13 protein-coding genes and 1 tRNA gene are annotated in these 21,939 nt (G+C 55.0%); 8 read left to right on the top strand and 6 right to left on the bottom strand.

Annotation, left to right across the window (positions count from 1 at the left end; all coding sequences use genetic code 11):
* The first annotated feature begins 783 nt into the window (after window positions 1–783).
* The 5 genes from Q0915_RS20740 (at window position 784) to Q0915_RS20720 (ending at window position 7,102) form a co-directional block, all read left to right on the top strand.
* Window positions 784–4,005 carry a helicase-related protein gene (locus Q0915_RS20740; protein ID WP_299478145.1) on the top strand — a complete coding sequence of 1,074 codons (3,222 nt, stop codon included), beginning with the start codon at window positions 784–786 and terminating at the stop codon, window positions 4,003–4,005.
* Window positions 4,005–4,418, top strand: coding sequence for an RNA-binding S4 domain-containing protein (locus tag Q0915_RS20735; protein WP_299479137.1), 414 nt, complete (start codon window positions 4,005–4,007; stop codon window positions 4,416–4,418). Before Q0915_RS20740 ends, Q0915_RS20735 begins: the two co-directional genes overlap by 1 nt.
* A gap of 220 nt (window positions 4,419–4,638) precedes the next feature.
* Window positions 4,639–4,971 carry a ferredoxin FdxA gene (fdxA, locus tag Q0915_RS20730; RefSeq protein WP_299478142.1) on the top strand — a complete coding sequence of 111 codons (333 nt, stop codon included), beginning with the start codon at window positions 4,639–4,641 and terminating at the stop codon, window positions 4,969–4,971.
* 452 nt (window positions 4,972–5,423) lie between these two features.
* Window positions 5,424–6,014: a CarD family transcriptional regulator gene (locus tag Q0915_RS20725; RefSeq protein ID WP_299478139.1), complete on the top strand. Its 591-nt coding sequence runs from the start codon at window positions 5,424–5,426 to the stop codon at window positions 6,012–6,014.
* 224 nt (window positions 6,015–6,238) lie between these two features.
* Window positions 6,239–7,102, top strand: coding sequence for an RNA polymerase factor sigma-32 (locus Q0915_RS20720; protein ID WP_299478136.1), 864 nt, complete (start codon window positions 6,239–6,241; stop codon window positions 7,100–7,102).
* A gap of 53 nt (window positions 7,103–7,155) precedes the next feature.
* Here the strand turns inward: Q0915_RS20720 and Q0915_RS20715 are convergent, their stop codons facing one another.
* Entirely contained in the window at window positions 7,156–8,565 is a 1,410-nt protein-coding gene (locus tag Q0915_RS20715) for a M48 family metalloprotease (RefSeq protein WP_299479134.1), read from the bottom strand.
* Between the two features lie 88 nt (window positions 8,566–8,653).
* Window positions 8,654–9,463 carry a hypothetical protein gene (locus Q0915_RS20710; RefSeq protein WP_299478133.1) on the bottom strand — a complete coding sequence of 270 codons (810 nt, stop codon included), beginning with the start codon at window positions 9,461–9,463 and terminating at the stop codon, window positions 8,654–8,656.
* A 429-nt stretch (window positions 9,464–9,892) separates the two neighbouring features.
* On the opposite strand from Q0915_RS20710, the gene Q0915_RS20705 reads away from it, so the two are divergent.
* From Q0915_RS20705 to Q0915_RS20695, 3 genes are all read left to right on the top strand, one after another.
* Window positions 9,893–9,969 (top strand) — tRNA-Arg (locus Q0915_RS20705).
* Between the two features lie 1,000 nt (window positions 9,970–10,969).
* Window positions 10,970–13,303 carry an AAA family ATPase gene (locus tag Q0915_RS20700; protein ID WP_299478130.1) on the top strand — a complete coding sequence of 778 codons (2,334 nt, stop codon included), beginning with the start codon at window positions 10,970–10,972 and terminating at the stop codon, window positions 13,301–13,303.
* Window positions 13,304–13,532: 229 nt separating this feature from the next.
* Window positions 13,533–14,876: a hypothetical protein gene (locus Q0915_RS20695; protein ID WP_299478128.1), complete on the top strand. Its 1,344-nt coding sequence runs from the start codon at window positions 13,533–13,535 to the stop codon at window positions 14,874–14,876.
* A gap of 56 nt (window positions 14,877–14,932) precedes the next feature.
* On the opposite strand, the gene Q0915_RS20690 is transcribed toward Q0915_RS20695, so the two are convergent.
* The 4 genes from Q0915_RS20690 to Q0915_RS20675 form a co-directional block, all read right to left on the bottom strand.
* Window positions 14,933–18,337: an AAA family ATPase gene (locus Q0915_RS20690; protein ID WP_299478126.1), complete on the bottom strand. Its 3,405-nt coding sequence runs from the start codon at window positions 18,335–18,337 to the stop codon at window positions 14,933–14,935.
* Window positions 18,334–19,512, bottom strand: a complete 1,179-nt coding sequence (locus tag Q0915_RS20685; RefSeq protein WP_299478123.1) for a metallophosphoesterase — start codon at window positions 19,510–19,512, stop codon at window positions 18,334–18,336. Before Q0915_RS20685 ends, Q0915_RS20690 begins: the two co-directional genes overlap by 4 nt.
* Before the next feature lie 317 nt (window positions 19,513–19,829).
* On the bottom strand, window positions 19,830–20,648 hold the full coding sequence (locus Q0915_RS20680) for an HIRAN domain-containing protein (RefSeq protein WP_299478120.1): 819 nt from the start codon (window positions 20,646–20,648) through the stop codon (window positions 19,830–19,832).
* 396 nt (window positions 20,649–21,044) lie between these two features.
* Window positions 21,045–21,530 carry a hypothetical protein gene (locus Q0915_RS20675; RefSeq protein WP_299478117.1) on the bottom strand — a complete coding sequence of 162 codons (486 nt, stop codon included), beginning with the start codon at window positions 21,528–21,530 and terminating at the stop codon, window positions 21,045–21,047.
* Window positions 21,531–21,939: the final 409 nt, after the last annotated feature.

The following is a 21,939-nucleotide window of genomic DNA, read 5'->3' as shown; positions in this document are numbered from 1 at the left end:
CCCTAATTTTGCGCAAGGGCAATGCCGATTTTTGCAAGATTTCTACTTTGGTCGAACGAACTTGAAAAGGGGCAGAAAGGGTGTCCTTTTTTTAACTTGGAAAATTTTTTTGCGTTTGCACAGGTAACTCCCGGAAAATGAAACGAAATTTCACGAAAGTTGCGCATGTAACTAGGTTTACAAAAAATTTGCGGCGCAGCAATTCCAACCAGAATTGTTCAATAATCCGTCGGGAAGCCATGGTTAACCGCACGTATCACTTTGTGACAGCATGGCCGGTTTTCCGGCTTGGGATTCGACCCGGTGGCAAATCTTCAAATCTTTCTAGCAGTGAAATCATGCCAACCCCCTATATGTTGACAGAACAAAACAAAAACTTCTCGGAATCACCGATTCGTCCGGCATTCGTTCCCGGTGTGTCCGAAAGTTAACGGCACTCTGCTTGAGCTGCGTGGCAAAATAAATTTCCAATTAACCCTTGACACCTTTATCCCGAAATTTGGGAGCAAATCGGAAACGCGACTCAACCCTTTGGGCAGATTCAGGATTTCGTAGCGCAAATCAGGTGAACCGCCACATCTTGTAGGGAACAAATCCTGAATCACGCAGAGTCAGCGATTCGGTTTCGATTTGTTCTAGAGTCGTTCTCCACAGAAATATTTGGCCACTGAAATCCGGAACATTTCGCCAAAAGAAAAGGCGACATGCGCGGGCGGGCTGTGCTAGATACGCGGCACTAGATATAGGCGCAGAGCCAAACGAAAGCCGACCACAACCAATCCCATGCCCCGCCCACAAACTTTGCCGTTGCCACCGTCGGCCAGGTCCCGCACTGTCACGGCGGTCCTTGGACCCACAAACACCGGAAAAACCCACCTGGCGATAGAACGCATGCTTGCGCAGTCGTCTGGGCTTATCGGCCTGCCGCTGCGCCTGCTCGCACGAGAGGTTTACGGTCGGATAGTGGAGCGGTCGGGGGCGGACAGCGTCGCGCTGATCACCGGCGAAGAAAAGATCATTCCGAAACAACCGCGCTTCTGGGTTTCGACGGTCGAGGCCATGCCCCTCGATCTCGACACGGAATTTGTTGCGATCGATGAAGTTCAGCTGGCCGGAAATCTGGATCGGGGACACGTCTTCACGGACCGGATCCTGAACCTTCGCGGACGGTCGGAAACGCTTCTACTGGGTGCCGCCACCGCAAGGCCGCTCCTTGAAAAACTTCTGCCGGGCCTCAACGTGGTCACACGGCCGCGCATGTCTGTTCTGGAATATGCCGGATCAAAAAAGGTGTCGCGCCTTCCGGCCCGGTCTGCGGTTGTCGCCTTTTCATCGGACGAGGTCTATTCGATCGCCGAACTGATCCGGAGACAGCGCGGCGGTGCCGCCGTTGTTCTCGGGTCGCTCAGCCCGCGCACCCGCAATGCGCAGGTCGAACTTTTTCAAAACGGCGACGTGGATCATCTGGTCGCCACGGATGCGATCGGCATGGGCCTCAATCTGGACGTCCATCACATCGCCTTTGCCGGAAACCGCAAATACGACGGTTATCAGTATCGCCAATTGACCCCCGCCGAGATGGGACAGATTGCCGGGCGCGCCGGGCGCCATACCAAAGACGGGACTTTTGGTGTCACCGGACGCGTGGATCCGCTCGACGACAATCTGATCGAACAGATCGAGAGTCATCACTTTGACAGCCTGAAAGTGCTGCAATGGCGCAACAGTTCCCTGGATTTTTCATCGGCGCAGAGCCTGCGGCAGAGCCTGGACAAGGTCCCTCAGGAGGAGGGCCTGGCCCGGGCACCAACCGGTGAGGATATCAACGCGCTTGAACATTTATTGCGCGATCCGGCAATTTCCGGCATGGCAAAGGGTGAAAAAGCGATCGAAGTGTTATGGGATGTGTGCCAGATCCCCGATTATCGGAAGATCGCGCCGGCGAACCATGCGGAGTTGTTAAACACGATCTACAGCCATCTGATGCAGGACAATCGGATTGCCGATGACTGGTTCAAGCGTCAATTGGCCTTCGCAGACCGCACAGATGGTGATATCGACACTCTCGCGAACCGGATCGCGCACATCCGGACATGGACGTATGTCGCCAATCGACCTGACTGGCTGGCCGACCCGGCCCACTGGCAGGAAGAGACACGCGGCATTGAAGACAAATTGTCGGACGCCCTGCACGAGCGCCTAACACAACGCTTCGTGGACCGGCGGACGAGTGTATTGATGCGACGTTTGAGAGAGAACGCAATGCTGGAAGCAGAAATAACATCGAGCGGCGATGTGCTCGTGGAAGGTCAGCACATCGGGAACCTGCTTGGCTTCCGGTTTGCGCCAGATGCGGCAGCCGAAGGCCCGGATGGAAAAACAGTTCGCGCGGCGGCCCAAAAGGCATTGACGACCGAAATCGAGTCCCGTGCGGAAAAACTCGGCAAGTCGGAAAATGGCGATTTCGTTCTCACATCGGAAGGTGCCATCCGTTGGCGCGGCGAACCGGTTGCCAAACTTGTCGCCGGTGAAGACGTACTGACACCGACAGTCTTGCTGCTCGCAGACGAACACCTGACGGGACCCGCGCGTGACACCGTGCAGGGGAGGATCGATCTGTGGGTCAATGCGCAGACCGAAACACTCTTGAAACCTCTGGTGGACCTGAAAGCCGGCGAGGGTCTTGAAGGACTTGCCCGCGGCATCGCCTTCCGCATCGTGGAAGGCCTTGGAATACTCGAGCGCCAGGACGCCGCTGACGAGATCCGCCAGCTAGACCAGGACATGCGCGCGTCCCTGCGAAAGCATGGCGTCCGGTTTGGCGCCTACACCGTATTCGTTCCGGCACTGCTGAAGCCGGCTCCCAGTCAGCTGCTCGCTCAGCTCTGGGCACTGAAGCACGGTTCGCTCGACATGAACGGCATGGCTGAACTGCCGCAATTGTCCGCATCGGGACGCACGTCGATCCCGGTGGACGAGAGCATAGACAAGGCGCTGTACAAGGTTGTCGGGTTCCGCGTTTGCGGCCCGCGCGCCGTTCGTGTCGATATCCTGGAGCGTCTGGCCGATCTGATCCGTCCGCTGATCGCCTGGAAACCGCTTGACGCCGAAGTCAGCCCGCCGGAAGGCGCGATCGAACAGGGTGGCGGCTTTATGGTGACCGTTGCCATGACGTCCCTGCTCGGCTGCGCCGGAGAGGATTTCTCTGCCGTTTTGAAATCACTCGGATACCGTTCCGAGAACAAGGAAGTACAACGGCCCGCGACCGTCAAGCCGGTATCGGAAGAAGGCGAAGCGGCAGTTGGAGAAAGTGCCGTCAGCGATGCCGGAGACAAAACCTCCGAACCTGTTGAAGAGACTGCCCAGGCTGCCGCCGAACCAGATAGTCCATCCGCACCCGCGGTTCCGGAGTCGGTTGAAGGTGCGGCAGACGACCCCTCTACAGGTGCTGAGCCTATGGAGGCACAGTCCGCCGGCACCGCGCCTGCTGATGCGGACGCAACTGCCGTGTCCCCGGCGCCCGAGACGCCTGCTGCAACTGCGCAGGGTGACAAAGAAGCCGGCGCCGAAACAGCTGCGGCAGACAATCTGGAGAACGATGACACCGCATCGGAATCTGCTTCTCCGTCCGCTGAAGACTCGTCAGAATCCGCACAGGACGCCTCTGCCGAAGCGCCGCAAACTGCCGAGATGGAAACGGTTACGATTGAAATCTGGCGCCCGGGCCGCCACGATCGCCGTCCCAGAGGGCGTCAGGATCAGCGCCGGGGTGACCAGCGCAAAGGCCAGGGTCCGAAGGGCAATTTCGGCGAAAAACGCCAGGGCAAGGGCGGTGGCAAGGGCGCACCCAACCGGAACCGTGGTGGACAGCATGGCGGAAACAGGGGTTTCGACGGTGCAAACCGGCGCAACAATGCACCCAAGGACAAGCCGATTGATCCGAATTCGCCTTTTGCAGCGCTGATGGCACTGAAAGCGGACATGGACAGCAAGGACAAGAAGTAATCCCGGCCGGTGATACACAAGAGGCATCTGGCTCCGCCGGTGCCAGCCTGCGCGTTGACAAGTGGCTCTGGTATGCCAGGGTCACGAAGTCCAGATCGCTCGCTCAAAAACTGGCAACCTCTGGCCACATCCGCGTCAACAAGGACAAGATCTCCTCGTCCAGCAAATCCGTAAGGGTCGGAGATGTTCTGACCATTGGACTGGAGCGCAAGGTACTGGTGCTGAAAGTCGCGGCGCTCGGCAAGCGCCGGGGCCCCTACGAAGAGGCCCGCAAGCTCTATGAGGACCTTTCACCGCCACCGCCGCCTAAGCAGGCCTCGCCACCGCCGCGACCTGGTCAGCGGGAGGCGGGCGCAGGCAGGCCGACAAAGCGCGACCGGCGTAAACTCGACGCGTTTCGCAGCGATAACTGAACCGGATTCCGCTTTGCGACGCCAAAAGGAAATAACTTTCTCTTGTGAGCGATGATTGTGCGACGTTGTACGCTTGCGCGTGTCAGGTAAAAACGATAGCAACATCGATCTGAAATACCAACCGTGCGCCGGCGAAGGACGCGCTGCACGAAAACGAGTGCCGGACAGAGCGAGACCAGCTGGTTTTCAGCGCTTGCGCCGGTACACAGCGAGGACAACGATGACCTACGTCGTCACAGACAACTGCATCAAATGCAAATACACCGACTGCGTGGAAGTATGCCCTGTCGATTGCTTCTACGAAGGCGAAAACATGCTCGTCATCAATCCGGACGAGTGTATTGACTGCGGTGTCTGTGAACCCGAGTGTCCGGCGGAAGCCATTCTTCCCGACACTGAGCCCGGCCTTGAGAAGTGGATCGAGCTGAACGCCGAATATTCGGAAAAGTGGCCAAACATTACGGAAAAGAAGGATCCACTTCCGGAAGCCGAAGAATTCGACGGCAAAGAAAAGAAACTTGAGCAGTATTTCTCCGCAAATCCGCCTTCTTGATTCGAACACTTTACGCGTGCGTCAGTCTGCCGCACGCTGAATTATTGCGCCTGCGATCAAATTTTCGACATTAAATTCAGTCGCTTAAATTGGAAAATGTGCTGTTGTTTTGTGGTGATTGTGCACCACGAAAGCGCAACGCTTTAATTTTCCACAAAAGTATGTTACATATTATGAACAGTCGCCAACCACGAGAATAACCCCCAAAACGGAGTTTTCAAAACGTTTTCCGGATCCCAGCGAAACCGGATACGTCGGCTCCCGGCAGCTCTTATGACTGAACAAGGTTCTATAGTGGAAATCGTCGACTGACCAGCCCTGACACGCCGCATATCAACAGGCGTTCCACATCGGATCGCTCGGCGGGGTTCGTGTCGCAAAAAACAGGTGGCCTGATCACGGCCCAACACAGGTCCGAACGGATCGAAAACTGCGCAGGAGAAAATACAAGTATGGCAACGAACACCAAAAAAACCGCGCAGCGTCAAGGTTTCAAAACGGGTGAGTACATCGTTTACCCGGCACACGGTGTCGGTCAGATTACCGCCATTGAAGAGCAGAACGTTGCGGGTCACTCTTTGGAGTTGCTCGTCATCCTCTTTGAGCAAGACAAAATGACCCTGCGTGTTCCGGTTGCGAAAATCACTTCTGTCGGAATGCGTAAACTCGGCGATCCGGCAGCGGTCAAGAAGGCGCTGGAAACTGTCCGTGGCCGTCCGCGCGTGAAGCGGACGATGTGGAGCCGCCGTGCGCAGGAATATGAAGCAAAGATCAACTCCGGTGATCTGATCGCCATTTCCGAAGTCGTGCGCGACCTCTACCGGTCGGACAGCCAGCCGGAACAGTCTTATTCCGAGCGCCAGCTCTATGAAGCCGCCCTCGACAGAATGGCGCGCGAAATTGCTGCGGTGAACAAATGCTCGGAAACCGAGGCAGTCAAGGAAATCGAACAGAACCTTGCGAAATCACCGAGCCGCTTAAAGGCTGCCGCTGCAGCCGAAGGCGATCTGGAAGAAGACGAAGACAAGGAAGAAGCCGCTTGATTTCAAGCGCTTAATCTCTGTTCTGAAAAACATCAGGGCCCGGCAGAATGCCGGGCCTTTTTGTTGTGCCCGGCCGGAGCCTGATAACCTGCGGTGTGCCTAAAAGATTATTGCTCGCGATACTATCACGCAGAAGTGCAAAAAATCTGCGCCAATGAACCTTAGAAGTGATCTAACCTACGCTTAGGTACGTAGTTCCCCGATAACACATCGGAGCGTCAGTCATGTCCGGAAGTGAAAAGCGGCAATTGGTTCAGGCGGCAATGAAAGCACCCTACCTCACGCGAGAGGAGGAACGGGAGCTTGCGGTCCAGTGGCGCGAACACCGAGACAAGAAAGCGCTGGAGAAACTGTCCTTGTCGCATATGCGTCTGGTGATTGCGGTTGCGTCGCGCTTCCGGAATTTCGGACTGAACCTTGGCGATCTCATTCAGGAAGGACATGTTGGTCTTCTTGAAGCTGCGGCAAGGTTCGAACCGGAACGCGAAGTCAGGTTCTCGACTTACGCCACCTGGTGGATCAGGGCGTCGATCCAGGACTATATTCTGCGAAACTGGTCGATCGTGCGTGGCGGCACCTCTTCCTCGCAAAAAGCCCTGTTTTTCAACCTGAGGCGACTGCGCGCAAAGCTGTCCAACAACCAGACCCCGCTCACCGACAGTGAACTGCATCTCAAGATCGCCGATGCCATTGGCGTGAAACAATCGGACGTCGCTTTGATGTCTGCGCGCCTGTCGGGTCCTGACACATCGCTCAATGCCCCTGTAACGGACAGCGAAGGCTCGAGTGCGGACAGGCAGGACTTCCTTGTGTCTGAGGCACCACTCCCGGACGAAATCGTGACCGTCAACATCGACGCTGAACGCCGCCGCAAATGGCTCTGGTCCGCACTGAAAGTTCTGAGCGAACGGGAGTTGCGGATCGTAAAGGAAAGGCGGCTTTCCGAAGAAGGCGCAACGCTTGAATCACTTGGTGCAAAGCTCGGAATTTCCAAGGAACGTGTTCGCCAGATAGAAAGCCGTGCAATGGAAAAGCTGCGATCCGCCCTCCTTGCCGAACAGCCCGACAAGGCCGTTTACAGTACTTGACGCAAACCGTGCCGTCAGCGCTGACAGTGGCCCTGCAAGACTGTTTGTTTCATCTATTCAACGACCAGCTTGACTGCGGTTCCCGTCGCAATGGTCTTGTTCGGGTCGAGGTCGTTGAGGATTGAGAAAAACTCCAATCGTCTCGATGGCTCGACGCCGCTCATCCCGACAGCGAGTTTACGCGGCGTGTCGCCGGGCTTGGTCTTGACGACCTTGAGGCGCAGCGATTGCAGACGGGCGCGTTCAGTCGGCGTCAGTTGCCGGAAACTGTCTGCTGTCTGGCGGAAATCCTCATCAAAGCGTTGATTGGGCGACCTGCTTGCGAAGATAAACCGGTAGCCGGTGCGTCCAATTCGGACGACGGCAATCCTGAAGGACCAGCCCTGGGTAATGGCGGCCCCGGTCACACCAGGCAGTCCGTTGATTGTGGTTTCACGCACGCTTTCAGGTAGCAGCCCGTTGATCCAGCCAGACTTCATATAGTCGGCAAGGCTCGAAAAACCGCTGACATCCGCACCGTCGAACCTGATCGCAGTGCCGTCTCCGTTGCTGGCAAGAACTGCTTCCGTTGAATTCTCCAGAATGTACCCGGCAGGCACCGTGAAACCGATACCGAGCGCCTTGTGCAGGAAGGATCGGCCGCGCACGAACCCTTCAAGCGGGTCATCCCCATAAAGCATTCCGTCAATCTGGGTAAGATACCTGTCACGGTCCCGTTCGCCGATGCCTGGCGCACCGATCTGGCGGGCGGATTTCACCGCAATTTGCAGCCGCTCCGGTGTCGAGGGGTGCGATGACAGAAAGTCCGGCGCGCTTGTCGAGGTCTTGTCCGCCGACTGATAACGCGCATAGGCCGCCATGGACCTCAGAAACCGTGCAGCCGCATATGGGTCGAACTTCGCTTTGGCAAGCGTCCTGACGCCGATCGCATCTGCTTCAAGTTCCTGAACCTGGCTGAAGCGGGCAAAAGACAGCTGGGACGAAATGATGGCCTTGCGTGCTTCTTCTGAATCCTGCACCACGTCGGTCAGGATCCTGTTAACAAGCTGCTTGGCTTCCGCCCGCTGTTGCCGCTTGATGGCGTGATTGGCGGTCACATGAGCCATTTCATGCGCGAGCACGGCCGCAACTTCCGACGTGTCATTGGCGAGCGCCAGCAGCCCGCGCGTAATGTAAAGATACCCGCCTGGCAAAGCGAAGGCGTTGATTGCCGGCGAATTCAATATCGTGATCTTGTAGCTTTGAGACGGGTCGTCCGAAGCGGCAACCAACCGCCCGACAACACTGGCTACGGCTCTTTCCGCACCCGGATCCTTGTAGACGCCGCCATATGTGGCAACGACGCGCGGGTGCTCACGGGCACCGATGTCGTTGGTCAGGCTCGGCCGCAGGGTCCCCGGCGAAACCGACCCCACACTTGTGCCATCGCCGAGCAGCTGACATGAGGCGACTGTGAAAGACACAAGACAGGCCAAAAGCAGACGCAACCGCCTGACGGCGGACTGCTTTGCAATCGCAGCCGCCAGTCTCAAACGATCATTGCGACGCAATTCAGTTGCTGTTTTGGCCGCCACGTCCTGCCCTTTTGCCTTCCAATACCCGTATTTGCCCAGGATGCCGGAGCGCGATCAGCGGTCCGTCCTTTTCCTGCAAGACACCTCTGACTTCAACAAAGAGCCCTGTCAGGTCGTCGATCTGCCAACCGTTGGCGCCAAGCCCCTCGTTGAACGCCGTTTCGTCGGAAGATTTGAGTGTCACGGTCAGATCCGTCTTCCAGTGTCTGCCAAAATTGAGATAGCGGGTACTTCGTGTTTTTCCAAGTGAAACTATCCGCCCACGTGCAATGACATAGCGTCCGGCGTTGCCCTGGAACGAAGCTGGCGCGGCCCCTGAAAAAACGCGCGCACCACCCGCTGTACCCCAAGCTCCGGATTTGGCTCGCCGTGCAACGGCCTCAGCGCTCCGGAGCGATATAGCACACTCGGATGCGGCTATGTCGGGCGAAAACAGCGCATTGCCTGTTAACAGCTGCTCCGCCTGATAAAGACGTGGCCGCGGGTCCGTGTGGTCTATGATCCAGGCAGGGATGAATCCCCAGCGATTTGGCTTTCCCGCCGGTACCGCGACCAGTCGCGCTTGGCCACCTTCGCTGGAGGAGGGCGACGCGTCTGCAGAACGCGGTTCAATATGAGAGGAGGAAATCTCCGTTGCGAAATACCTGTGTCCGTCAGTGTCGACGAAAAGACCCGCCTCAGAGGTGGATGTCACATCGATACCTGTCGTTTCACCAGAAACACACGACGACAGCGCGGCGCTTGACGGATCGTTCCCGCCGCCCGGTGCCGTTCGGCTTTCGGCCATAGCCGTTCCCGTCAACACAACAAGCCCGCAACCCCCGCAAAGCGCAAGGACAGCCAGACGAATGCTGAAACACCCGCCGTAAACGGCATTCTGCCGCTTATTTCGCCTGAAAGTGTCGAACACCAATCCCCCTTGCTTCCAATTCACTCGCAGGAATTTCCGACTGCCGGCATACCGATCCAGAATCCCGGCGCAGCTCTTAACCAGTCTTCGAGCACGATTCGCAAGAGCGATGCGAAGTTGCCTGCGCATGTTACTTCCGTTGCTAAGCAGCGAATAAGGCAAGTCCGAGACAAAAGCGTGAAACGTTATCGTGATGCGCCGCAAAACGCATGTCTGTCGCAGCCACCCGGCAGGATGTTAATAGTGACCAACTGCAACGCGCCTGGGCTCGCAAAGTCCCGCAAATCATGCTAATCGAGCGCATAAGGCCCCGTAGCTCAGCAGGATAGAGCATCAGATTCCTAATCTGAGGGTCACAGGTTCGAATCCTGTCGGGGTCGCCATTAACTGATTGATTTTAAACAATTAAAAAATAGATGCAAATCGCAACCTCGCCGGAACCTGCGCTGTGTCGGCACCGTGTCGGCACGCAAAACAATTTTCTTTGTCCACAATTTGGCAAGGGGTCCAAGGCTATTTGGATTTGGTTCGACCGATTGATTACCAGCTTTCCTTTTTGGGAAGCGCGTTTTTCGCTCATTCCTGACCTCAGACTCGAATTCGCAAATGGTGTCCTTGCACCTCAAGTCGTCGCTCAACGTTTCAGGGCCAGCTCCCAAAACCAGACATTCGCGATTTAGAACGCGAAAGCAGTCTGGACACAAAGACCATGACTTTTTGCTCCACTCTCTAAGGTCTTGGTCGGGCGGGAAGCGGGCATTTGCTGCGGTCGGAACGAACGACAGGAATGGCGCCGAGCTTCGCGTAGCGCACTTTGCGATTTCCGGTCACGCTGACTCGGAATGGCCCCTTGTTCATGCCGTAGAGGATGACTGCGTCGAACTCACGCCCCTGCGCGCTGTGCAGCGTACTCAAACTGAGCGCCTGGTACCTTCGATCCGGCCGGCGAAGCTGTTAAGGGCAATGCCCTTGCTCTGTGCTGGGTCGGTATTCGCAACCATCTCGGAAAAGAGCTCCCATTCCTCCTGCGGATTGCGCGCGATCCCGCACCATGGCGCGATCAGCTAACGGCATAGGCGCTGGAGCCGGAAATGCGTGGTATCGCCACTATCGATCCCGCTCCGCAAAGGCTCCGCTCAGCAGGCCTTGACCCGACCCAAAACATCAGAAAAAAACGAGAACGGATACTACGCTTGAACGGCCCGGATCAGGGGGCTGGGTCATCTTCTTTGCGCGTATGACTATTCAGCTACAGCAGCTGGAAAGCGGTCGTCTGCTTGGTGCTTCATGGCACTACCCTCGATAGTATTTGCATCCAGTCATTCAACCCTTGGATCAATTGATGCGTTGGTGATAGGCTCGAGGCGATTTGGGTGAGACACTATGAGTACAGCGCCAACGCCAAGTTTTTCTATCTCAGCTCGTTACCTGGGGCCCATTTTCTCGTTGGACGGCGAGCTTACAAAACATGCTCAGAATCTAATCTTCGCACGAAACGGAACGGGAAAATCATTCCTGTCGCGGGCGTTTCGTTACCTTGATCTGCATGGACAGCGAGAGGATGTTACCAAGGCAGCATTCTACCTCGTCTCCGACGAGGCGCCGGATGGCAAAGGGCGTTTCTCGTTTTCGCGCGGAACAGAAACCCTTGGATCCCTTGCTCTTGAAAAGACCGGCGACATTGTTGGTGCGACCATCGCTGATACCCTATTTCACGTTTTCTCCGAAGACTTCGTCCAAGATGAACTAAGAGAACGGAAATATGAGATTGACGGTGAGATCGAAAATGAGATCGCTGTCGATAGCGACAACATCAAGCTCAAAGATGCACAACACGCACTTGGTGATGCGCAAAGCAAGGAGCATGCGGCATTCTCCTCTATTAATAACAAGTTTGAGAAGGAAAAACTCGAAGAGCTCAGCGAGAAGGCTGGCATCAACAAGCGCCTCAAAGAGTACGCTGAACTAAGTTTTGGTAAGCTTCTTCAACGCTACAGGGACAAACCAGACCCTCCAGAGCAAAGCTTCGTCGATATCTTGAAGGACCTTGACAGCCTGAAATCAATACCAGCGGAGCCTATCTATCCTGAGCCCGTGGCACTCGTATCCCCCAACAATATAGATTTGGGCGCGCTCGAAAGTTCGCTTCAGAAGGTGACATCGCCCTCGAGTGTTTCAGAGGGCATTAAGAAAAAAATCGATGTACATCACGGCTTCTACAAAGAAGGCGCACAGATTGTTCAAGACGAGCATCGAACAGAATGCCCCTTTTGCGAGCAAGGCATCACCGCTCCCGATCCCAAGGCAATTGTCGATGCTTACATTGAGTACTTCACCGATGAAGAGGAGAAGCACAAAGATGAGCTTCGAGACTTCCTTCGCAAGCTCGAAAGGAAAGAGGATGAGCTGAACGAGACCGAGAGGCACATTGCGAGACAGAAGTCTCATTATGACGACCTTAAGCGTTTTGTGCCATCCAAGAAGGATATCTCAATGGGCTCATGTGAAGTTGCATTTGTCCAAGCACGAACTGCGATTTCATCAATAAAGACGGCGATAGAGCGGAAGGCAGGAGCGCTTATGGCAGCACTTGCCTTGCCTTCAGAAGATCTGGCTGAGAGCATCGCCCAAGTCAACAAAGTCATAGAAAGGAATAACGATAGAGCATCTGAGCTATCCCAGGCGGTTGAAAAGGCGGATGACGAGCGCAAAGCTCTGCAGCGCAAGGCGTGCTCCGTATTTGAGCGTGAGTTCGCTATAGAAAACTGGGCCGATATTGAGGCACTGAGAACTCTCAGTGTTGAGGCACATAATAGGGAACAGGAGCTGAACGAACTCGAAAAGTCGAGCCCTTCGACAAAAGCCCGAGATCGCGTAGCGGACACTTTCGAGTTACTGCTGAAAGAATTCTTCGCCGACAAGTACCTGTTTGATCGAACTAGTTTCGTGTTGAAGCGGGGCGATCAGGAAATGGCACGAGGGCCGCATCGAACACTAAGCGATGGAGAGAAGACCGCAATTGCGTTTTGCTACTTTGTCGCGTGCGTGCACCGAAAAGTGGAAGCAGTATCCGACTACCGGAAGCTATTCCTTGTCTTCGATGACCCAGTTACTTCGATGTCCTATGATTTTGTGTTTTCGATAGCGCAAACGCTTAAGAACTTGAATATTTCAGACCAGGGCGAGGTTTCTACAAATCCCGGCAAGATCGATGGCAACAAAAACCTGAGGCCAAATCTGCTTGTACTGACCCACAGCAGCTATTTTTTCAACATCTCTCGGACAAATGCTGTTGTGAAGCCAGAAGCGACGTTTTCATTGCACAACGAAGGTGCAACGCACAAGCTCACACACTTGCGAAAGTATGTTGCTCCATTCGAGCGGCAATTGGAGCATGTCTATCAGGTCGCGAATGGGAATGATCCAGACCACGGTACTGGCAATGCAATTCGATCCGTCCTAGAGGCTGTCGGTCGTTTTTGCAGGCCTGACAAATCGCAATCCGTGCAAGATTTCATAGCCTTTCTTGCCAGCGAAGATGGTATGAGTATCAAGAGTGTGCTGATCAATTCGCTCTGTCATGGCACCTATTATGACGAAGCACCGCCACCCGATGATTTGAAGCTCGCTTGTAAAGAAACCTTGGTGGTGGTCGAACGATATGCCGTGGGCCACATCGAACTAATCAAGAGCGCCGCTGGCATGAAAGGCAAATAGCCTGTCAGCTTTGTCGGCGTTCTGCATTCGCTGCGGCGTGGACGAATGGCCCACACGGAACAGATTAACTGCGACGCGGTGATTCTGGCTGAACAAATTGCCGGTCTCGAACAAGTCGATGCAACGCCGTTCCGAGCTTGATAACCATAGCAGGTGGCCACCATGTAATGCGTGCCCCAAGCCCTAACCCAGACAGATATGAGTATGGTGTCGTCTATGAGGATCTAGGATGAAGCAGATCAGAGCGGAGACTTCGTTGGATCTTGAAACTGTTGTCGCTGAACACGGCGAAACCGCACTCTTCCGAGGACAAACTTCCCACTATGGAGAACCTCGCCTTCCTTCCGTTTTGAGTTCGTTCGATCGACAAGGCTGTATCCCAAGCGAAATGCTTAAATGGAGCCGGTACGTCAAAAACGTACTGGATGTTTTTTTGAAGGGGCACGGCGATTCTCTTGAATTCACACAGGCCCTCTTGCAGCACTACGGATGGCGATCATTCTACATTGATTGCTCCTCTGACGCCGCAGTGGGCGCTTGGTTTGCGAGCCATAAATACTCCGAAAGCTCAATGATTGAGATGAGCGAAGACTACGAGGAACGGCCGGTCTTGCTTCGCAAACGCATGGCGCAATACTCTTTCGAGGAAGGCGACGGTCATCTCTACATCTTAGATAAGGAGACGGCAGCACGAATTGGGTCGGTTGATCTCGCAGCGCTCAGTATCGAGGGGTACCGTTGTCGAACCGAGGCGCAGTCGGCTTGGCTAATTGGGCCTTTGCGAAACAATCCGGTGCCCAGTGATTGCTTCCGCGCCCATATCATCGCCGATCGAGCAGTTTTACGTGACTTTGCGGCCGAGCGCGGTGCGACGGAAATGAGTGCGATTTTCCCTTCGCCAATCGAGGATCCAATCTTGGATGCATTGCTCGGCTTGCCTTGGCGAGAGATTGAGATGGGCGGAGATTCCGAAGTCTCAATTCCGGCATTCAAGAGGGCACTTGACCTACCAGAATATAAAGAAAGCTACGTCAAAATCGCTTGGCCCCGAACGGCGTTCTACTCTGGAGACACGGTTGCAGAGAAATTCGAGTCAATAGATGGCGACCAATTTGGCGGGATCGTTGTCAGCGTTCCTAATGTCGTCCTGTTTGGGACAGCCGATAGCAGCACACCCATGCGCTTTCCAAAAGTCGAAGCGCTTATGCGGGAGAACGGCAGCATTACGTTTGAGATCGATGAACTGATCCAGCACGCAAATTTAGGTCACACGACGTTCTATCAGAAAGGCATTGGCGTGCTACCTCATGGGCCAGACCTATTCGAGGTGTGTGAATTAGTGGTCGAACATCCGGGGCTCGACATGACGGGAGCAGGGTTCAACAAAGGCTGGTTTTATCGTCGGAATCCGGACGGGCTGTGGGTTCGTGAAATCCATCCTGACGAGTGCGATTGCGGAAGCTCGGAAGTGCACGGATCGCATATTTCTGCCCTTCACATCGCTGAGGCATATCTTTGCGAGCCGGAAGCATTTTCGCAGACTTCGGGCGTGCTCCGGCCAGGAGCAGATTAGCAAAGCCTCTTACGAGTTTACAGCGTGTGCGGCTTTCGATGAAACTCTGCTTTCTTTCAATCCGGCATCTTCACAATGGAAACACCCGGAATGCTCTTGCGGGCCAATTCCACCAAATGCGCGTGGTGCGTGAAGATGATTGCCTGTCCGCTTCGTCCGATTTCCGCGCAGAGATTCAACGCGGCAGACGCTCGGGCGTCATCGAAGGTTTCCAAGATGTCGTCGAGGATCATCGGCAAGGGGCCCGGGTCACGCGCAAAGCTGCGATAACCGGCAAGGCGCAGCGCAAAATACAGCTGACCCATGGTCCCGGTGGACATGTTTTCGACCGGAACAGGATCGCCACCGGGCTTGATGCCAACAAGCTTCTCGCCCTGGTTTTCGGTCCAGACCACGACTTTCTCCCATTCATTGGAGGTCATTGTGACAAAAGCCTCTTCCACATCCTTGAGCATTGTGCTGCGGCGTTCGGTAGCCAGGCGCCTCAGCGCCCCCCTTGCTGCCAAAACGCCCAACCTTGCAACAGCCGCCTGGCGCGCACCGCCTCGCAACTCTTCGAAGACCGTGGCCTGTTCCGTGACCAGTTCACTGTTGTCAGCGGCATTGTAGGCTTCCCGGTAAAGGCGCTCTTTTTCAACGGCCGCGTCGCGAGCGGCATCACGAGCCGTTTGTGCATCGTCGAGTTCCTGTTGCGTTTCAGCTTCTCGCGTTGCGTCGGGTAAATGCGCCAGTTCTTCGTCGAAGAGCGTACGGTCCACGCCGTTACGCGCTTCTGTGCGACGCTTATCCGAATTGTCATGCTCTTGGCGCAACTCGTCGCGTTCGGCCAAGCGAGCTGCTCGCTCCGTTGGTGGAAGGTCTTCACCACCTTGCCCTTCAAACAGTTTTTCTAGCTTGTCCTGGGTTTCATCGCGTGCGCCGATTGCACGAATCCGGCTCTGGTTTTCCTCAACGAGAAGATCTTCTTCTCTCTTTCTGAGCCGATCCGCATTTTCAGCATTGGAGACGCGTAGCCGAGCGCGGTCGATAATCGGGAGGGGATCGTCTTTGGGGGCGAAGGGCTCTTCAAGCAACTCTGCCAATCGCAACACGCTTCTGGCAAGGGTCGCGACGGCGCGTTCAAGGGCGTCAACTCGTCTTGCCAGATTTTCGTGTTCGCGGTGAAGCTGTTGCAGCGTGCGCAGGTGCGGCAACGCCGTCTTTATGCCGGCGGCCGAACAGTCCGGAAGAGGCAAAGCCGCGGTCAGCGTTTCCAGTCGGGCAAAGGCTACCTTCTTTTCGTCCTCAGCTTGCGAGACGGCTTTTTCGTGTTCAGTTATGGTTTGCTCACCACGGCGCCATTTTTCCCAAACGTCACGCACACTGTCCTGAAGGGCGAGGGCCTTACCAACCCGTGCCGGGAGGTTTCCTTCGTCGCCTTTGATGTCAACCAGCTGGGCGGCGGCGGAAAGACCCTCTAAGGCGGCCTTGCGATGCCTGGAATGTTTTTCCAACGCGTCCTCGGCAACAGCAACGTCTGCAGCGATTTCCGCGGCTGTCGAAAGTGCAGAACGCCTTCCGGCGAATGCTTCCGGTCCCACATCGGGCGACTGGCCAAGCGCTGTCGTGATCGAGGCAATACGCTTCGACAAGTCGTCGCGGCTCTCTGTCAATCTATCGAGTTTGTCCTTTGCGGCGTCACGTGCGGCCCTCGCTGTGGCTTCCAATGTCCGGGAGTTGGCGATCTGCTTACGCGCCTCCGTACCCATCAGATAATTTGTATGCGCGCCATCATCGGCACGCATGGCCTCCTCGAAAAAGTCTGCCGTTTCGGCGGAGAGTGTGCCTCGATGCGAATGCCAGGCGGCGTCGCGTAGGCGACGCGTTTCTTCGGTCGCCGCCGCATCTATCGAAGTTGGCTCGCCTTCATCAGCTTCCCGCTTCGCGCGCGCGACTTTGTATGAGGTATCGCGAGCCTCAAAGTCCTCTGTGGCAGCGTCTAAGTTCGAAGTCAGCGTGTTCCATTCCCGCAGTACATCATCGAGGGTTTCGCGCGCGGGAAGACCGTTTTCGACCAGCTTCTGCCAAGACGCAGGCAGGCCGGATACCACTTTCACAAGTCGCGCATTTTCCCTTTCTAGGGCCTGTTCTGGACCGGACACATCTGCCACAGCCTGCCAGGCGTCAAACGCGACCTGCAGCTGCGACAAATCCTGTGGCTTGGCTGGCGCATCGCCCAGTTGCTCGCGCGCCGTCTTCACAACGTCCAAAGCCGCTTTCAACTCGCGTTCAGTGGTCTGGCAAGCTTGAGCCGCGTTTCCGAAGGTCTCCAGTTCTTCGCTCGTCAAAACCAATGATGTCACAGGTACATCAGGAACCTGCAATGTGGCCTGGATCTGTTTTATCTGGCGAGCTATTTCATCGCGTTCACCAGTGCGTTTTTCCAGATCGGACCTGGCTGTGTCGGCGCGTGATATCAGGGAAGCTTCTTCAACTCTTGTTTGTTCCAGCTTTGTGATTTCAGCTGCGAGTTCTGCTGCAACGGGATCGGCTTCGTTTTCCGCGATAACCTTTTCGCTTCGCGCGACCCTTCCGTCTGCTTCCGCGATGCTTTCAGCTTTTTCCGAAATTGTTGTTACAAAAGTGGCAACATGTCCAACCGTACCCTTCTTCAGATCCGGGCCTTTAGGAAAACCGGCAAGGGTCTCGTCGATTTTGCGAATTTCCTCCGACCGGTCGTACCAGGTCTGAGCGGCGGCTCCCGCTGCCTGTCGTTTTCTGGCTCGAGAGAGTTCAGCGTCAGCTTCTTCGAACACCTTTCGAGCGGCATCACGGTCTGTGCGAAGGTTCCTTTCACGCTCCGGTGTCAAACGTGCCGTTTTCAGTACATCACCGATTTCCTTCAGACGTTCCTTGCCAGATTTGAGGGCGGTATTTCGCCCTCCTTTTTTGTGAAATAGATCGGAGCGTGCGGTCATGGCTTCCAGTGTGGTTGCCATATTGGTCAATCCTGAAACACCTGCATGCAAAAGCTGTCCTAGGTCTCCCTTTGCACCTGCAATCCGTTCACCACCTTCGCGGAGGCCTTTGTCGTTCAGCGAGAAGCGTTCGACATAATCATCCAATCTCAGTCCGTGGAGTGCACTCGACAGAATTGCGTCTTCGACCGGCCGGCCCTGATAGTCTAGCAAAGACTGGGTGCGTTTGCCGTTGCGACGCAAGACTGTAGCTCCACGCCCAGGTATGTTTAGCTCCGCACCCACAAGAAGGTCATTGCGCTCGAACTTGTAAGCATAAGGGTGAGCTCCAGCCTTCATGCCGAAAAGAAGTTCCAGAAGTCCGTTGAAGGCGGTGGATTTTCCCGATTCATTCGGTCCGTAAATAACGGTGACGTCGGGTTGGCCCGTAGCCGGTTCGGGGAGCATGATTTGTGCGCCGTCAAAACGGCCATAGCGAATGAGATCAAGCCGGTTCAGTCTCATTCCGCGGCTCCAGCGTGCAAAGACAGTGTGACTTCGTTGATGGCCTCCTCCAAGAGGTCATCCAATACGTCTTCAGACAATTCGTCACTGATTGCGCGGGGCAGGACCCCTCGGAGATCTTCGAGAACCTGTTTGCCGGCATGCTGGAAGCCCGGTTCCGAGAGCTCTTCCCGCATCAGGCGCACCAGGTCATCTGTCTTCGAGTCGAGTTGCTGCTTCGGGGCAGTCACTTTTATCTTGTCGACAAAAACGCGATCGATGTTTTCGAGCACTTCGTTCGTAAGGGCCGCCAGCATGTCGGCCGTATGGTGTCCTGTAGTCACCAGCAGGCGCACCGCAGTGTCGTGTTCGGGATCGCGCATGACTTCAAGCTTGGCCCGAAGTGTTCTCAGGGTTTCCTGAACATCGGAACAATCGGTTAGATCAAGCGAGCAATTCTTGAACCTCAGCCGACCGACCTGATGCCTCTCGATTTCAGGTGTGCCGTCACCTAGCTCGACAATCGCGACGGTGCCGCCGGTGCGTTCTCCGAAATGGCGAGGCTGCGGAATACCCGGCATCACAGCGAGAACCGGGCCAGACGACCGCTCGAAAGGAGCATGGATATGTCCGAGGCACCAGAGATCGTAGCCGTGAGCCATCAGATCCTGTTCTGAACAGGGAGCATAAGGGTCATGCCCGGGCGCGCCATCTAGGGATGTGTGTATCAGCCCTACGTTTTTCTGCCCTGGTACAGGTCCGGGGTAGTCGGGCAGGAAACTTCTTAAAACGTGCGCTGTGTCGAACGACAGACCGTGGAACCACACGCCAGCGATTTCCACGCTGGGTGCATCCTTGTGCAGCAGATGGATATTCGGGCCCAGGTCGCCGTGGGCACGGTGATCCAGAAGCGCATCATGGTTGCCACGGATCAGTAAAGTCGGGATATCCGCGTCAGCAGCCTCTGCTAGTTGCGAGATAAGAAAAGCCCGGGTCTTAAGGTCAGGCTGGTCGTTGTCAAAGATGTCGCCAGCAAGAACCAGCGCGTCGACGTCCTCCGAGATGGCCAGATCGACAATGCGGATAAACGCATCGCGGCTTGCTTGTTTCAATCGATCACCGAGTTCCGGGTTGCGCATAGCGGCCGAGCGGATAGGCGAACCCAGATGAATGTCAGCTGAAACGAGTAGACGCATAAAGTTCAACTCTCTCCCATAGGACAATATTTATTCAAGAAGTCAGCTCGTAAAACGTTAGGTTGCGGGGTTCATTTTGTCCAAACGAAATATTGAAAAACTTCGGATGTAAGGAACCCCGGAAGTTTCGTTCCTTAGTTTGCGCGAATATTAATCAGATTCGGGCGACAAACGGCAGCTTTAGGGGGTGAGTCTTGAACGGGCGAACGACCTGTATGAAGGCGCTGACCGGACAGTCTGAGCAATACGCACACAGGAAACTTGAATGGCATCAGAACGAATTCCGACGTCAACGGGAAATCGGAGAGTTTTGAAGCTCAGACCTCGACACCTAGCTTCCTGGCCCTGACGACAAGGTCGTCATATCGACTGCCGTTTCCTTTCGGAAAATGTTTGCACCAAGACGCGAGAAATTCCCGCTCGAGATCTTTCCGCTTGGCCTTGCTTAGGATGACCGCTATCCGCCACGCATAGTACGGTGGAGGAACTTCGCCCGTTTTCAGATAATCCCGAAACGTGTCCTCCACGATTTCCGCTTGAGCCGCCAGATCGTTGTCGATGGATCTCAGATGGCCACGCACCTTGTCTTGGGATCGGTTCAGGAACGCCAACCCACCAGCGGCCTGGCCATATGTTTCGCCCGTTTCCAACATTCGCGCCCATGCCTTGCGAAAGTGGGCTTTCGAGAGCGCCTGAGACTTCTCCGGGGCCATCACGGGAGTGGAATCCATTAGTTCAATGACAGACCTTACCTGTTCCGTGGCGTCAATATTCCGCTGGTCTACAGTAGCCTTCGAGCTCTCTTCAGCTCGCGTGTGCTTTTTGGGAAAGACGCTCTCGTAGAGATCCTTGGGCCCGATGATCTGAAATTCGATTTCGACAAAACCATCCGTTCCCAGATAAGTCTTTAGAAGTCGCGGTTGAACGTAGGCAACATTTCCGGACTTTGCCAAAGTCGCAGCCGTCTCAGCTGGAACATATCCGAGAACTTTCCGCTTTCGCCTGAACCATCCTTTCCACTCGCCGAGAACTATGATCGCGTTCCCATCGTGCTTGTTGGTTGGTTCGGGCACCAGTGCCAATGACTGACCGGATGCCTTGCAGAATTCCGTCGCATTGGCTTTTCGGCCGTTCATACCCACCTCCACGACAGGAAGCCTCTCAAAGTAGATCCGAAATCCGGTAGGTATGGGCGACGCGTCCAAGTGGTGCTTCTTTTGCACGCGGGTACCTCTAGTTTGTCCTTATGAGTGATCAAATTGGAATGCTATTCGATGCTTTTGCCACCGAACATTACTGGTTCGATGCTGATATTTTTTGGTGTAGATGATCTCAACTCTAAGATGAATGTGATTTCATGCTGAAACTGAAACGTCGTCAACCTCCGTTAATAAATCCAAGCATCCCTCCTAGCCTAGAATTGGAAAAACTCAGTCCGCTTTCGTGAAGCCACTCAGACTGCCTTGACGTCCGAAATGGGGGCGTAAAGCAGACATACAAACTGGTTAGCACGGATGTCGGCATTGGGCCGATCAGGCAAACAGCTGTTTTGGAGGGGACAGCTCAAATCGAAGCTGTTCGATCCTCGTAGCCGTACGATGCGTTCGTTGAATGTAGTCTTCCAGTTCGGCAGCATCCTTAGTCCCCAGTTCAGACAAACTGAGATCAAGGGGCCTTAGCAGCGCGCGTCCTTCTTTTTCGATTTCCGAGATGTGACGCGTATCGTCTTGGGGAGAATGTAGGCTCCCAAGCATGGGAAAGTGGCGATCATGATGAAGGCTCCATTGGCTGCGCGTATCGTGACAGGCAGATTGCAAAGAAAGAAAACTCTGCTCGGCCCGTTCACGCCCCTCATGTGCTTTCAACTTTAGTGTTGCAAGGTCGGACATTTTGGCAGTTACGAGTGCTTTTTTGGCGACACGAAGTGCGAGCGCTGCGTAAATGAGCGCGCAGGCTGCGAGTAGCAGAGAAGCTCCGTCAAAAAAGTGATCCCTAATTAAGCCCAAAACGCCGTCCATTGCCCCGCCCACAGTCGACCAATCTTCGTACGCACTTCATATTGTACTTGGAGGTGTCTTCTGCAAGGTAAGGTTGCCAAAGTCTAGTAGAACATTGAATGTCCGGTCTCACCCTCGCAACGCACTATTATGGGATCAGTTAAACCGCAGCTCCGGGCCGTTCTTCCCCACAATGCATCGCAGTCGGCAGTGTTCGGCAAGTTTAATGGAACAGGAGATATCCAAAGTTACTGAATGGCAGCTATTGCTGTGGTGAGCGTTACAAGCTGTCGATCTCCTTGCCACCCTATTTCGTTCTTTCTCAGATTTTGCGACGCAAACCTACCCTTGCATAAAGTGATATTGATCTACAAAACACTCGTGTGTGTGAGGCGGGATACCCCTGGTGGGGGTGTCTGTTTCGATTTTT

This window comes from uncultured Roseibium sp., assembly GCF_947494555.1.
Taxonomy (GTDB): domain Bacteria; phylum Pseudomonadota; class Alphaproteobacteria; order Rhizobiales; family Stappiaceae; genus Roseibium.
This window is presented reverse-complemented; position numbering and strand designations above follow the sequence as displayed.

Excerpts from the sequence above, each read along its gene's own strand:
- Q0915_RS20700 (WP_299478130.1), top strand. The coding sequence starts at position 10,970 with ATGAGTACAGCGCCAACGCCAAGTTTTTCTATCTCAGCTCGTTACCTG.
- Q0915_RS20720 (WP_299478136.1), top strand. The coding sequence starts at position 6,239 with ATGTCCGGAAGTGAAAAGCGGCAATTGGTTCAGGCGGCAATGAAAGCA.
- Q0915_RS20690 (WP_299478126.1), bottom strand. The coding sequence starts at position 18,337 with ATGAGACTGAACCGGCTTGATCTCATTCGCTATGGCCGTTTTGACGGC.
- Q0915_RS20695 (WP_299478128.1), top strand. The coding sequence starts at position 13,533 with ATGAAGCAGATCAGAGCGGAGACTTCGTTGGATCTTGAAACTGTTGTC.
- Q0915_RS20680 (WP_299478120.1), bottom strand. The coding sequence starts at position 20,648 with ATGAACGGCCGAAAAGCCAATGCGACGGAATTCTGCAAGGCATCCGGT.
- Q0915_RS20685 (WP_299478123.1), bottom strand. The coding sequence starts at position 19,512 with ATGCGTCTACTCGTTTCAGCTGACATTCATCTGGGTTCGCCTATCCGC.
- Q0915_RS20725 (WP_299478139.1), top strand. The coding sequence starts at position 5,424 with ATGGCAACGAACACCAAAAAAACCGCGCAGCGTCAAGGTTTCAAAACG.
- Q0915_RS20740 (WP_299478145.1), top strand. The coding sequence starts at position 784 with ATGCCCCGCCCACAAACTTTGCCGTTGCCACCGTCGGCCAGGTCCCGC.
- fdxA (WP_299478142.1), top strand. The coding sequence starts at position 4,639 with ATGACCTACGTCGTCACAGACAACTGCATCAAATGCAAATACACCGAC.
- Q0915_RS20675 (WP_299478117.1), bottom strand. The coding sequence starts at position 21,530 with ATGGACGGCGTTTTGGGCTTAATTAGGGATCACTTTTTTGACGGAGCT.
- Q0915_RS20710 (WP_299478133.1), bottom strand. The coding sequence starts at position 9,463 with ATGGCCGAAAGCCGAACGGCACCGGGCGGCGGGAACGATCCGTCAAGC.